We start from the raw sequence: 14811 nt of genomic DNA on the forward strand, positions 1-14811 counted from the left end.
CACAGTTCGATGGGTTGGTCACCTCACAGATGGTATATTCTACGTTGTACGATCCAGCCGGGGTATTACCTGCCACTGTCACCGTACCGTCAGGGTTTAAAGTTAAGCCCGTTGGAACACTAACCGGGGTTAATGTTACCTGTCCAGGATTTGTGCCGATCACTACCGGGTTACCGTTCAAAGTATCGTTCAGTACCACAGTCGGCGTTGTACCGCCAGTGTTACCGCTGATTGGTCCGTAAGTTTCTGTTACCGCATCGATAATACTTATCGGTGAAGTTGTGGCAGTCGAAGTATTGTTACCAGGGGTCGGATCTGTCTCCGTTCCTGTGATAGTTGCTGTATTCGCATAAGGTCCTGAAGCATTCACCGTAGCTACAATAGTTAGTGTAGCACTTGCTCCGTTGGCCAGGTTACCGATACTCCAGTTCGGAGCCGTCCAGGTTCCCGTTGATGGTGTAGCACTCACAAAAGTATAACCTGCCGGTAGTACGTCGTTCACTGTCACACCCGTAGCATTGCTCGGACCGGCATTCGAAGCCGTGATGGTAAAGGTGACGTTACTGCCCACATTCGGGGTTGGGTTACTCACTGTCTTAACCACTCCAAGGTTGGTTTGTGCAACCGGGGTTGGAGTTGATGTCGAAGTATTGTTACCAGGAGTCGGATCAGTTTCCGTACCTGTGATAGTTGCTGTATTGGCGTATGGACCCACTGCGTTTACCGTAGCTACAATAGTTAATGTAGCACTGCCACCATTGGCTAAATTGCCGATAGTCCAGTTCGGAGCCGTCCAGGTTCCTGTTGATGGCGTGGCACTCACAAAAGTATAACCCGCCGGAAGCACGTCGTTCACCGTCACTCCCGTAGCATTGCTCGGACCGGCATTTGAAGCCGTGATGGTAAAGGTGACGTTACTGCCCACATTCGGAGTTGGATTGCTCACCGTTTTAACCACTCCAAGGTTGGTTTGTGCAACCGGGGTTGGCGTTGATGTCGAAGTATTGTTACCAGGAGTCGGATCTGTCTCCGTTCCTGAGATCGTTGCCGTATTGGCGTATGGACCCGCTGCGTTTACCGTAGCTACAATAGTTAATGTAGCACTTGCTCCGTTGGCTAAATTGCCGATAGTCCAGTTCGGTGCCGTCCACGTTCCTGTTGATGGCGTGGCACTCACAAAAGTATAACCCGCCGGTAGTACGTCGTTCACTGTCACACCCGTAGCATTGCTCGGACCGGCATTCGAAGCCGTGATGGTAAAGGTGACGTTACTGCCCACATTCGGGGTTGGGTTACTCACTGTCTTAACCACTCCAAGGTTGGTTTGAACCAAAGGTGTTGCAGTTGAAGTATTGTTAGCCGGATTAGTTTCGGGTTCTAATCCTGAAATCGTTGCCGTATTGGCGTATGGTCCAGTTGCGTTCACAGTTGCCACAATAGTAAGTGTAGCACTTGCACCATTAGCCATATTTCCTATAGTCCAGTTCGGGGCCGTCCACGTTCCTGTTGATGGCGTGGCACTTACAAAAGTATAACCTGCCGGCAATGCATCGGCAACGGAAACACCATAAGTATTATAAGGCCCATTATTGGTAGCTGTTAAAGTAAAGGTTACATTACTACCTACACTAGGAGTAGGATTACTAACTGTTTTTACAATCTGAAGATCTTCGGAACAATATTCAGTTACAAAATTCCTAGTAACAACAGAAGAACCTCCACAAGCGGTTGGCAATGTATATTGAACAACAACAGTTCCCAAACCGGTAAAATTAAGTGTGTTACCTGTTAAAAAACCAGGTCCGCTCAGTACGACCAAAGTTCCTCCTGCCGGAGATGGGTCTAATAAAACGGATGACCCTGCACAATAATTTGAGCTAGGTCCACCACCTGCAGAAATAGGCTGAATGGTAGGAATAGATTCAGCTCCACAAATTTGTACAGGAGCAGTTGCAAAAGTATAAGTAACCTCATCAACATCAGCATTAGATCCATTACCCATACTTCCGTTGAAGCGGTGTCCTACATATCCGAAATTAGCAGAACAGTTTCGTACAACCATACTGGTATGTCCGCCACTTTCAACAGTCAATATAACGTCAGCTGCAGTTAAGCCGGCAGGCATAACCGGATCTGACGGATTTGTTGCTGCACCTATACTGGATCTAAGATTTTCACCAAAAGCATATAGATTTTTAGCTGTGTTTATAACATTAATATAAGCAAATTGATTGTCATGTTCTTGTGGACTAAACCATTTAATATCACTCATTATTGGATTACCAGCCGAAGGATATCGGGGTTGCACCCAGCCTGCACGGTCTGTAGTTGTAAAGTCTCCCAATTGTCTTTGACTGTTTTCTCCCAAAGAATATAAATTCCCATTGGTTGCCAAAACAAAATAAGAATGCGTTGTTCCACCAGATAAATTAACTGTCGCCCCTATCATTTTGGTGGTTATCCCTACCGGTAAAGTCATTTGCGTTGCTCTGGTTTGCGTCGCAATTACTGCAGTATTATTTCCCCTATAGACATTAGTACCCCAAGTATAAACAGTACCATCTGATCTTAATGCCATTAAAGCTCCTGAAGTTCCTCTACAGGCAACTACATTTGTAATAAAGGGATTTCCTGCTGCATCAGTCGTAACACGTGACCATGTAGTAGCATTTCCACCGGCCCCGTTTCCTCTTAGATTGGCATTTTGTGAAAGTACCCAAAGATCTCCACTACAAGTTGTAATCGCAATTGTCTGATAAGTGACAAATAGCATTTTAACATCTCCTGGTACCATACCGGCCGGAAGACCATTCGCATTTCCTCCAATAGTTAACTTTTGAAATACTGCACTAGTGGTAATTGAATTATCCAATACAGTACCTTCCGTAGACCATGCATACAAACCGTCTGTAGCCAATAGAATACCTTGAACTGTGTTGGAAAAATTACTTCCTAAACCTCCCTTCAATACAGTAGCAGAACCAAGAGCAGGATAATTAGTTGCATTAATCGTTACCGGAACTAAATGATTTGTCGCTCCGTCATTAGCGATTTTTTCTCCCCAAGTTTGAAATGTACCATTCGCAGTTCTTACTATTGAAGTGTGAAAACTTGAAATATAGTTATCATACTCTATTGTTGAGGCCGTATTATTCGAATCGACACCAAAGTTAGACAAATCAGTGCCGGAACACCCAACTGGCGGTGTGGCACATTGTGAATTTGACCTATTGGTAAATAGTAAAGCTATTAACAACACACACAGGAAGTGCCTGATGTTTATTTTTTTTGTAGCAGTTAAGTAATTTTTTATCATAACTAACACTATTAATTAATTATTTGGGGAAGATTATAGGTTTGCACCCCGCCATTGAAATCGGAAAAATCAAACATCAGATATGATTGTTCCTTGACCATTCCTGATACTTTATATTTTAAGACCTGATCTCCGTTTCTAACCTCAACATCATTATTCATTGGTTCAGCCTTTAATTCAACACCAATTCCGGCAATTGACAGACCCGGTGCAGGCAACTTCGAAATTGAATTATTTTTGGAAGTAATAGTAACCGGAACTGTAATGATCAGATTTTCATAATTTCTTCCTCTTTCAATTTTCTCAGAGAATTCAATTTTGGAAAAATTAAAAGTGAGTTTAACCGGATTTACTTTTACGGTAATTTTATCAGGAAACATAGGATGACTGCATTCCTCGTTATGTTTTTTGGTTTCCAAAAACTGAATTTCATATTCTCCCGTTTGCTGGAATACATAGTCATTGATTTGTTTTCCGTTCAAAGACGCAAAAACTTTTGCTCCCATATTATTGATTGTCCATTTTGCCGAAGCATCCACATTTCCGAAGTCTATCTTTTCATCAAAAGAAATCACTTTGTAGAACTGTTTGCTTTGAGCTACAGCATTAAATGACCCAATAATCAATGCGAAAAACAAAGAACATTTCAGTATTGTTTTCATACCTGATACATTAGATTTTGAATTAATAAGTTGGTTGTTGTTTATCATATTTTTAAAAACTTTATTTTTTTAGACAGCTACACCAAAATCCTTTACGTAATTTCTAACTCTTTGGTTTTAAAAAAGACATAAAAATTTAATTCCCATAAAGCATTTCATACTACAAAACAAAAGCATAACAAATACTTCTGATAGTGCACTATCAAAAACTCAGGCAATAACCCGTTAAAATGAATGGTTTAGGAAACGTTTTGCTTCAACACAGCAAACCTTTCAACTTTTGACAAATCATCATTGATAAATAAAAAGCCAAAGAAAGGTTTCATGGTATTTTTTAAGATGTAAGCAAAATAATCAGAGACGTTCCTCTCTGATTTAATGTTTAAAAAGTAATTTTTCTCCATATTAGCGGGGGATTAAGTCAAATATGAGACAAAGCTAAGGCAAAAAGAGCATACGAAAAACCGTACAGTCCCTATTTACGGACAAAATGCAAGAAAAATCGACGAAAAACACCTTTTTTTAAGAAATCAAGTATTTTCACCCATCAATTTTAACAGTTGTTTAAGCGTTTACAAATCAAATAGTTACACCTAAACGTACAAAATTTCAAAAAAGATGAATACTTTCAATATAAGTGTATCTTTGCAAAAATTTTTTTGAAATGAGTTTTATTAAAGAAATACAGCGCCGGAGAACTTTCGGGATTATATCACACCCCGATGCCGGTAAGACTACTTTAACTGAAAAATTACTTTTATTTGGAGGTGCCATTCAGGAAGCCGGAGCCGTAAAGAGCAATAAAATTAAAAAAGGAGCCACTTCCGATTTCATGGAGATTGAGCGTCAGAGAGGTATCTCGGTAGCGACATCGGTATTGGCGTTCAATTATAAAGATAAGAAGATCAACATCCTGGATACACCGGGACATAAGGACTTTGCTGAAGATACATTCAGGACATTGACCGCAGTTGACAGTGTGATCGTGGTGGTTGACGTTGCAAAAGGAGTTGAAGAGCAAACGGAAAAGCTTGTTGAAGTGTGCCGTATGCGTAATATTCCGATGATTGTGTTCATCAACAAGTTAGACCGTGAAGGAAAAGACGCTTTTGATTTGATGGATGAAGTGGAAAAGAAATTAGGACTTCATGTGACTCCGCTGAGTTTCCCTATTGGTATGGGATATGACTTTCAGGGTATTTATAATATCTGGGAGAAGAATATCAACCTATTTGAAGGAGACAGCCGTAAGAACATTGAAGAAACCATTGCTTTTGAAGATGTTAATAATCCTGAATTAGAAAAAATAATTGGTGAAAAACCGGCAACCAAACTTCGTGAAGAGCTGGAATTAATCAGTGAAGTATATCCTTCCTTTGACAGGGATGCTTATTTAGCCGGAGATTTACAACCTGTATTCTTCGGATCTGCGTTGAATAACTTCGGGGTTCGTGAATTATTGGATTGTTTTGTTGACATTGCGCCAACACCAAGACCAAAAGATTCGGATACAAGAGAAGTAAAACCCGATGAAAATAAATTTTCGGGGTTTGTGTTTAAAATCCATGCCAATATGGATCCGAAGCACAGAGACCGTTTAGCTTTCGTTAAAATTGTTTCGGGAACATTCGAAAGAAACAAACCTTATTTACACGTAAGACAAGGAAAGAATCTGAAGTTCTCGAGTCCGAATGCTTTCTTTGCCGAGAAAAAAGAAATTGTAGACATCTCCTACCCTGGTGACATTGTAGGATTACACGATACCGGAAACTTCAAGATTGGAGATACCTTAACAGAAGGCGAACAAATGAGTTTCAAAGGGATTCCGAGTTTCTCACCGGAGCATTTCCGTTATATCAACAATGCCGATCCGTTAAAAGCCAAGCAATTGGAAAAAGGAGTTGACCAGTTGATGGATGAAGGAGTTGCGCAGTTGTTTACTTTGGAAATGAACAACAGAAAAGTAATCGGGACGGTGGGAGCACTTCAGTATGAGGTAATCCAATACCGATTAGAGCATGAATACGGAGCAAAATGTACGTATGAAAACTTCCCGGCGTTCAAAGCGTGCTGGGTAAAGCCTGATGATGCCAAAAATGAAGAATTTGCAGAGTTCAAACGAATCAAGCAGAAGTTTTTAGCCAAGGATAAATACGGTCAATTAGTATTCTTAGCTGATTCTGATTTCTCGATACAGATGACACAAAGCAAATATCCGAGTGTGAAGTTATTCTTTACATCGGAGTTTGAGTAGTTTTAGTGCTGAGTGACTAGTGATTAGTAATTAGTGATCAGGTTAAGCATATAGTTTAAAGAGAAAAGCAATGTTTTGGATTGTCAAAACGTTGCTTTTTTTATAGTGACCAGTAATTAGTAAAGAGTAATTAGTGATTGGCATTTAATATCAGTTACACAAGGCTTAACAAACTTTACACAAGGCCCAACACTTAACACACGAGCTTCAACACTAAATACATAAAGCCCAATACATCTTACACATGGTCTAACTCTAAACACACAAGACCTAACTCACTTTACACGAGGCTCAACACTAAATACACAAAGCTTAACTCTCTTTACACTAGGCTCAACACTAAATACACAAGATCCAACACTAAACGCACAAAGCTCAACGCTTAACAAACTTGCCTTAACGTAAAACACACAAAGCTCAACGTTCTTTACATAAGGTTCAACGTTAAATACACAAGGCTCCACGTAAAACACATAATACCTAACGTTAACTACATTAGGTTTAACGTAAGTCACACAAGGCACAACGTTAAACAAACATATCCCAACGTACTTTACACAAGGGTCAACGTTAAACACACAAGCCTCAACGTAAGTCCATATTTCCTTTTCAATAGTTTACAGAGGCCTTGCAATTGAAGGTATTGCTTAGCCTCTGTCCTATTTGGTTACCTATTTTGGTTGGTTTTAAAAATAAGGATTAAGAAGTGGGAATACTTTATCTGTTCCTGAAGTATTATCGGGAGAGGATTATCTTTTTGGAAACCACTGCCTTTCCTTCCACCATAATTTTACAGAAATAAATTCCGTTTTGGAGGGCATTCAGGTTTAAGGTAACAGTGTTATTTCCGGGAAGGTAATTTTGTTCCTTTAGTTCCATGACCTTACGTCCTGTCATGTTGTACAATTCAAAAGCAACTGGTTTACTCTCCTTCAAATCCATATCTATAGTAGTAATACCGTTTGTGGGGTTTGGGGTAATTTTCAGGGTTGTGGTATTCAATCCGTAATCACTGACAGACAAGGTTGGCCCCATCGGTTGTTGTTGCGTGACACAATGCACCATTCCTCCATTACCGTAGAGATTCCTCACATCGATCCCGACAACAGTCCGTCCCGGATACAATCCGCCGATGATAGCATTAGCAACGGCATCATTCGGGTCGTTGTAATTGGGCACCAGAACTCTGTTATTCGCTACATAATAATTGGCATAACTCCCTTTATACCCCAGATTTGTTCCATTTGTTTTTTTCACATTATTAGCTGTAAGCGGAATAAACACTTTAGTATATGGCACATTATCAGCATTTGTGGCATTGTATAATTTAGTGATGTCACTTTGCGGAACACCCCAGTACAGTAAATCAGTCTGATTCATGGTCACCAGTTTATTCCCCGGAACAAATTTTGCGAATCCGTCGATATGCGCATCTGTGATATCATCCTGACTGAACCAGCCGTCCAGCCAGATAAACTTTCTGGCACCAACATACTGTCTTAAAACCGCTTCAACCTGTGCCTGGGTTTTTCCGACATTGCGGAGTGCTTTAATACCTGACGGACTCGTAGGGTTTGTTTGGGCCAATACGGAAGATTTAGTAGCCATTAATGTTCCGGCGCCGTCCATTTCCCAGGAACCACCTTCGATCACCAGAGTACTGTTCAGGTTCAGCGGCGTTCTGTTTGTGGCATTCCCCATCGCTGTGGGCACCAAGTTATCTTTACTGTACCGGTAATCGCCTCCCCAGCCATTGAAACCCCAGTCCTGCATGACTAAATTTCCGGAAGCGTCGCGGACGTAGATAGCAGCGGTGTCGCGCATCCAGACATCGTTTGTTTGGGCAATCACAAAATTCACATTTGTTAAAGGCACTCTAGCTGTATTCAACAACCCGGTAATCCTTGTTTTTTCGGTGCTGTTATAGGCAATGATGTGTACCTTTTCATTTGCCTGTAAAGCTTTGGTCATGGCCACCCAAGTGGCATCGTTTTCGTTCCGGTACGTGTTCCCGTATTCATACTGATGCGGCCAGGCCAGCCAGGTACCTTCGTGCGGTTCGGTTTCATCCGGGAACGTGTATGTTTGCGCATTTGAAGCACACATAACTAAAAGAAATAAGATTTTTAATTTGTTCATAGTTGTTGTTTTTAGATAAACAAAACTAAATCCGGAAGATGTATTTGGATTGTCCTATTTTGACAACTTGCGTTTTACGGGGACGTAAATTGCTGTGATTAATTCGGCTGCGGAATTTCTGTCGGCTATATAATGTTCGATGATGGGTGAAGTATCCAGTTCGAAATTACTTTCATACAACCAACGGTGGTAAATTTTCCGGTAGGTTTCTTCGATTTCATCATAACAGCCGATGTGCATATATTTAGCATACCACTGGCCGAAAATCGTTTTTGAGAGATAGTTTTTAGGATTTAGGCAATCGTTTACACAGGCATCATACCGTGATTTTGTTTCATCCGAAATAATGGGCTGGTCGACAATAACCCCGAAGCAATCGTACGATTTGACACTTTTATTTTCATCATGGATATCATCCCAAAGTTCATTTATGTCAGTATTGTTATAATTGTTGCTGATAACCGTTTTATAGTGGATTTGCGTTTTTTCTTTAAATACATATTCAAAACCAATGGAGAAAGAAGCCTCCTTTTTTTGTTTGATGTATTGCTCAAAGAGATTCGTTTTATTTTCCCTTGCCTGAAGCGGCGTTATTTGAAATTTATTTTTGAAAGCTTTTGAGAAAGACTGATTGTTTTCGTAGCCCACATCATAAGCAATTTGTACAACAGGAAGATTTGTATACACCAATTGTTTATAGGCGTTTTCCAGTTTTAACCTCACACAAAAGTTGCCGATAGTTTCGTTAAGAACCGAATTGAAAATACGCTGGATGTTACGATAGGAATAATTCGAGATTTCCTCCAGTTCGGAAGGGTCGATTTGGCGGTGGTAGTTGTTCTCCAGAAAAATTAAAATCTGCTGGATTTTTTCTATAGTCATCTGATTAATAGTCTTTTGGCTACTTAGTAAACGGTACTTATTGGATTTTATTTTAGGTTTCTGACTATAAGCGAAAGGGTATAAAAAAAGCGACTGTTAGCCGCTTTTTTTAAAAATTATATGATACAAGTATCTTTTATTGTAGCTAAATATCCCTTCCCTATCTTGAAGACAATATTAACATAACATCCACCCAGACTATCTTCTCCGATATGCATCCGCCAGATAAGTTCACGATATCCTCTGATAACCGTTCTATAATTAAAAGCGATTACTCTATCGAAAGTAACATTTATCAATACTGGGTCAAGGCTGGAATTAATATAAGACTCCATTGTTTCATTAGTCTCAATTTCTTTTCTCGTAGTAACCCAATCATCACAAACCTCAAATAAATCAGTAAAAGCCTTTGGGCTTTTCTTAAAAAGTTTTAAAAAATATTCACTATCGAAACTACTCACAGCAATTAAAGCATCATCTTTCTTAAAACATTCAAATCTCAGGTTACTTTTATCAATATCTTTTTTTGAGGAATAATCAGAGAAATAAATACCGGTTTTCCCTATTTCTTTCCATTCCTGTGCGATCGATTGCAAACTAACAAACAAAAAGGCCAACAAAAAAAGTCTTCCTTTCATACATCGGTAAAAATTAAGCCTGACCTGTAGGGCCGAAGTTTAATGGAATTGGGGATTGTTCTGCTTCTTTGATTTCGCCGTGTGCATTTTCGAAGCGGCTGATATTTTCGGCCAATGCTTTTACTAAACGCTTAGCATGTTGTGGTGTAAGGATAATCCTTGATTTCACTTTTGCTTTGGGTACGCCCGGCATGATGTTGATGTAATCAATCACAAACTCGGTGTTAGAGTGGTTGATAATGGCCAAATTCGAGTAAATCCCTTCTGCAGTAGTCTCGTCTAACTCGATGTTGATTTGTCCGTCCGGATTGTTTTGATTTTGATTTTGCATAATACGTAAGTTTTAAAAGACTCCGTCCAGGCCGGAGCGGCATAAGTTTTAATCATTAAAAAATCCTAACAGTATGCACTGTTAGGATTTATAAATATAGTCAGAAAAATTAATTATTAATAATTATATTCTTCTTTAGTGATCATTAATTCGTCGTATTCCTCTTTAGAACCTACAATTGTATTATCGTAGTCTCTCATACCTGTACCGGCTGGGATTCTGTGACCTACAATTACATTTTCCTTAAGACCTTCCAACGTATCGATTTTACCTGCAACAGCAGCTTCGTTCAATACTTTAGTTGTTTCCTGGAACGACGCCGCAGAGATGAACGACTTAGTTTGTAACGACGCTCTTGTAATACCCTGAAGTATTGGAGTCGCAGTAGCAGTGATTACATCACGTGCTGATACTAAGTTTTTATCTTCACGTTTCAACAATGAGTTTTCGTCACGTAATTCGCGTGCTGTTAAGATTTGTCCCGGTTTCAGGTTAACTGAATCACCGGCATCCTCTACCACTTTCATTCCGTATAATTTATCATTTTCAGAGATGAAATCTTTAGTGTGGATTAACTGCTCTTCAAGGAACAAGGTATCTCCCGGATCCTGAACCTGAACTTTACGCATCATTTGACGGATAACTACCTCAAAGTGCTTGTCGTTAATTTTTACCCCTTGTAAACGGTATACCTCTTGAATTTCGTTTACCAAGTACTGTTGAACAGCAGCCGGACCTTGAATTCTTAAGATATCTTCCGGAGTGATAGCACCATCAGAAAGTGGCATACCCGCTCTTACGAAGTCATTTTCCTGAACTAAAATCTGGTTTGATAATTTAACCAAGTATTTCTTGATTTCACCAAATTTAGATTCGATAACGATTTCACGGTTACCTCTTTTGATTTTACCGAACGATACAACCCCGTCGATTTCAGAAACCACAGCCGGGTTAGAAGGGTTACGAGCCTCTAATAACTCGGTAATTCTTGGTAAACCTCCGGTAATATCGCCTGCTTTTGAAGAGCGACGTGGGATTTTTACTAAAATTTTACCTGCTTTAATTTTCTCTCCATCTTCTACCATAAGGTGAGCACCCACCGGTAAGTTGTATGTTCTGATTAATTCACCGTCTTTACCATAGATATGTAAAGTTGGGATTAATTTTTTATTTCTACCTTCAGAGATTACTTTTTCCTGGAATCCGGTTTGCTCATCGATTTCAACCATGAACGATTGTCCTTGTTCTAAATCTTCGTAACCAACCTTACCTGTAAATTCTGAAATAATTACACCGTTATAAGGGTCCCATTTACAGATTACATCACCTTTAGCCACTGATTGAGCATCAGCAACGAAGATACTTGAACCGTAAGGGATGTTGTGTGTACTTAATAAGATTCCTGTTTTCTCATCAACCAATTTCAATTCAGTTGAACGGGAAATTACAATATCCACAACGTTACCTTCGTTATCTTCACCTTTAACCGTTTTCAAATCTTCGATTTCAATACGTCCAGGGAATTTAGCTGTGATACTAGACTCTTCAGAAAGACCTCCAGCAACCCCTCCAACGTGGAATGTACGAAGTGTTAACTGAGTTCCCGGCTCACCAATTGATTGTGCTGCAATAACACCAACTGCTTCACCTTTTTGAGTCATCTTACCGGTTGCAAGGTTACGTCCGTAACATCTAGCACAGATACCTTTTTCAGCCTCACAAGTCAATGGAGAACGTACTTCAACTTTTTCAAGTGGGGACGCTTCGATTTCCTTAACGATAGCTTCAGTGATGTGTTCACCTGCAGCAACTAATACATCACCGCTTAATGGATTGATTACATCCTGTAATGCAAAACGTCCTAAGATTCTTTCACCAAGTGTTTCAACGATTTCCTCATTTTTCTTTAAAGCAGAAACTTCCACACCTCTTAATGTACCACAATCCACTTGGTTTACGATAACATCCTGAGCAACGTCATGTAGACGACGGGTTAAGTAACCCGCATCCGCCGTTTTTAACGCCGTATCCGCAAGACCCTTACGAGCACCGTGCGTAGAGATGAAGTATTCTAAGATCGAAAGACCTTCTTTAAAGTTCGATAAGATCGGGTTTTCAATAATTTCACCACCACCAGCAGTTGATTTTTTCGGCTTAGCCATCAAACCACGCATACCGGTTAACTGACGAATCTGCTCTTTCGATCCACGGGCTCCGGAATCAAGCATCATATATACCGAGTTGAAACCTTGTTGGTCTTCACGGATATTTTTCATTGCCAACTCTGTCAAATGTGCATTGGCAGAAGTCCAGATGTCGATAACCTGATTGTAACGCTCATTATTTGTGATAAGACCCATGTTATAGTTCATAGAGATAACCTCTACTTGCTCTCTGGCCTCAGCAATCAATGATTGTTTTTGATCCGGAATTTTGATATCCCCTAATGAGAATGACAATCCACCTTTAAATGCGAATTTATATCCCATATCTTTCATGTTATCAAGGAAACCAGCCGTTGTAGGAACATCAGTTACTGCAAGGATTTTTCCGATGATATCACGAAGTGATTTTTTAGTTAATACCTCATTGATATAACCAGCTGCTTCAGGTACTACTTCGTTGAATAATACTCTACCTGCAGTTGTTTGGATAATTTTGTATACTAACTCTCCGTTTTCGTTGAAGTCTTTAGCTCTGATTTTCACGCGAGCATTCAATTCCAATCTACCTTCATTCAAAGCAATGTGTACTTCTTCTGCAGAGTAGAAAGTAAGACCTTCACCTAAAATTTTAAGTTCAGGAGTTGTTAAACGTTCTTTGGTCATATAGTAAAGACCCAAAACCATGTCCTGAGAAGGTACCGTGATAGGCGCACCGTTAGCAGGGTTAAGGATATTGTGAGAAGCCAACATTAACAATTGTGCTTCAAGGATAGCCTCAGGTCCTAACGGTAAGTGAACCGCCATCTGGTCACCATCGAAATCCGCGTTAAATGCCGTACACGTTAACGGGTGTAACTGGATCGCTTTACCTTCAATTAATTTAGGTTGGAAAGCCTGGATACCAAGTCTGTGAAGAGTTGGAGCACGGTTAAGTAATACTGGGTGTCCTTTAATTACGTTTTCAAGGATATCCCATACTACAGGCTCTTTCTTATCGATGATTTTTTTAGCAGACTTAACTGTTTTTACGATACCTCTTTCAATCAATTTACGGATTACGAAAGGTTTGTAAAGTTCAGCCGCCATATCTTTTGGCAAACCACACTCATACATTTTCAACTCAGGTCCAACGACAATTACCGAACGTGCTGAATAATCCACACGTTTACCTAGTAAGTTTTGACGGAAACGTCCTTGTTTACCTTTTAATGAGTCAGATAATGATTTTAACGGTCTGTTAGATTCAGTTTTAACAGCAGAAGCTTTTCTGGTGTTGTCGAACAATGAATCCACAGCTTCCTGAAGCATACGTTTTTCGTTACGTAAGATAACTTCCGGTGCTTTGATCTCCATTAATCGTTTCAAACGATTATTACGGATAATTACACGACGGTATAAGTCATTCAAATCCGAAGTAGCGAAACGACCACCATCAAGTGGTACTAACGGACGTAATTCAGGTGGGATAACCGGGATAACTTTTAAGATCATCCATTCAGGAAGATTCTCTCTGTTGTTGTTAGCTTCACGGAAAGATTCCACTACCTGAAGACGTTTTAACGCTTCAGTTTTTCTTTGTTTAGATGTTTCATTGTTAGCAGCGTGGCGTAATTCATAAGACAAAGCATCTAAATCAACGCGGGCTAACAAGTCCATAATACATTCAGCACCCATTTTAGCGATGAATTTATTTGGATCTGTATCATCTAAGTATTGGTTTTCCATTGGAAGTGAATCCTGAATGTTCAAGTATTCTTCTTCAGTAAGGAAATCCAGTTTATTTAATGATTCACCTTCAGCATTTTTAGCGATACCCGCTTGGATAACCACATAACGCTCATAGTAAATGATCATGTCTAATTTTTTAGACGGTAAGCCTAAAATATAACCGATTTTGTTCGGTAACGAACGGAAGTACCAGATATGCGCGATAGGCACAACTAAGTTGATGTGTCCCACACGGTCACGACGTACTTTCTTCTCAGTAACTTCAACCCCACAACGGTCACAAACGATCCCTTTGTAACGGATTCTTTTATATTTACCACAAGCACACTCAAAATCCTTAACAGGACCGAAAATTCTTTCACAGAAAAGTCCGTCACGCTCCGGTTTGTGCGTTCTATAGTTGATAGTTTCCGGTTTTAGAACCTCACCTCTTGACTCAGCCAAGATTGATTCGGGAGATGCTAAACCAATCGAAATTTTATCAAATCTCTTAATGGTATTTTTATCTTTATTTCTATTCATCATAGTTTCTACTATTGATTTATTTGCAATTAAAAATTGATTTATAGTGGTGTTCTCATAACAGTTGATCCACTACCTCGGATTACTTCTCTAAACTTCATTATTTTGAAGTGCTAATTATAAACGTAATGGTTTATAAAAAATCGGAACGGTTTACGGGGCTAAATCCTAAAA

The 14811-nt window shown here is 39.7% G+C and carries 7 protein-coding genes and 1 pseudogene; 1 reads left to right on the plus strand and 7 read right to left on the minus strand.

The features are described 5' to 3' along the window. Together NAT51_RS17415 and NAT51_RS17420 are read right to left on the minus strand one after the other, a co-directional pair. Positions 1-3316, minus strand: a pseudogene (locus NAT51_RS17415) (hypothetical protein); the annotation flags it as partial. A gap of 11 nt (positions 3317-3327) precedes the next feature. Beyond that, positions 3328-3978 (minus strand): hypothetical protein, encoded by a 651-nt coding sequence (locus NAT51_RS17420; RefSeq protein WP_250600998.1) that lies wholly within the window; start codon positions 3976-3978, stop codon positions 3328-3330. 664 nt (positions 3979-4642) lie between these two features. Between NAT51_RS17420 and NAT51_RS17425 the strand changes: the two genes are divergently transcribed. Further along, positions 4643-6232 carry a peptide chain release factor 3 gene (locus NAT51_RS17425; protein WP_250601000.1) on the plus strand — a complete coding sequence of 530 codons (1590 nt, stop codon included), beginning with the start codon at positions 4643-4645 and terminating at the stop codon, positions 6230-6232. Positions 6233-6967: 735 nt separating this feature from the next. Here NAT51_RS17425 and NAT51_RS17430 read toward each other — a convergent pair. The 5 genes from NAT51_RS17430 to rpoC form a co-directional block, all read right to left on the minus strand. Beyond that, entirely contained in the window at positions 6968-8371 is a 1404-nt protein-coding gene (locus tag NAT51_RS17430) for an agmatine deiminase family protein (protein ID WP_250601002.1), read from the minus strand. Positions 8372-8425: 54 nt separating this feature from the next. After that, a complete protein-coding gene (locus NAT51_RS17435; RefSeq protein WP_250601004.1) occupies positions 8426-9253 on the minus strand; it encodes an AraC family transcriptional regulator in 828 nt (275 codons plus the stop codon). A 116-nt stretch (positions 9254-9369) separates the two neighbouring features. Beyond that, positions 9370-9891: a hypothetical protein gene (locus NAT51_RS17440; protein ID WP_250601005.1), complete on the minus strand. Its 522-nt coding sequence runs from the start codon at positions 9889-9891 to the stop codon at positions 9370-9372. A 13-nt stretch (positions 9892-9904) separates the two neighbouring features. Next, positions 9905-10222 (minus strand): DUF3467 domain-containing protein, encoded by a 318-nt coding sequence (locus tag NAT51_RS17445; protein WP_250601007.1) that lies wholly within the window; start codon positions 10220-10222, stop codon positions 9905-9907. Positions 10223-10338: 116 nt separating this feature from the next. Beyond that, a complete protein-coding gene (gene rpoC, locus NAT51_RS17450) occupies positions 10339-14640 on the minus strand; it encodes a DNA-directed RNA polymerase subunit beta' (protein ID WP_250601009.1) in 4302 nt (1433 codons plus the stop codon). Between the last annotated feature and the right edge of the window lie 171 nt (positions 14641-14811).

Source organism: Flavobacterium amniphilum (assembly GCF_023634845.1).
GTDB lineage: Bacteria > Bacteroidota > Bacteroidia > Flavobacteriales > Flavobacteriaceae > Flavobacterium > Flavobacterium amniphilum.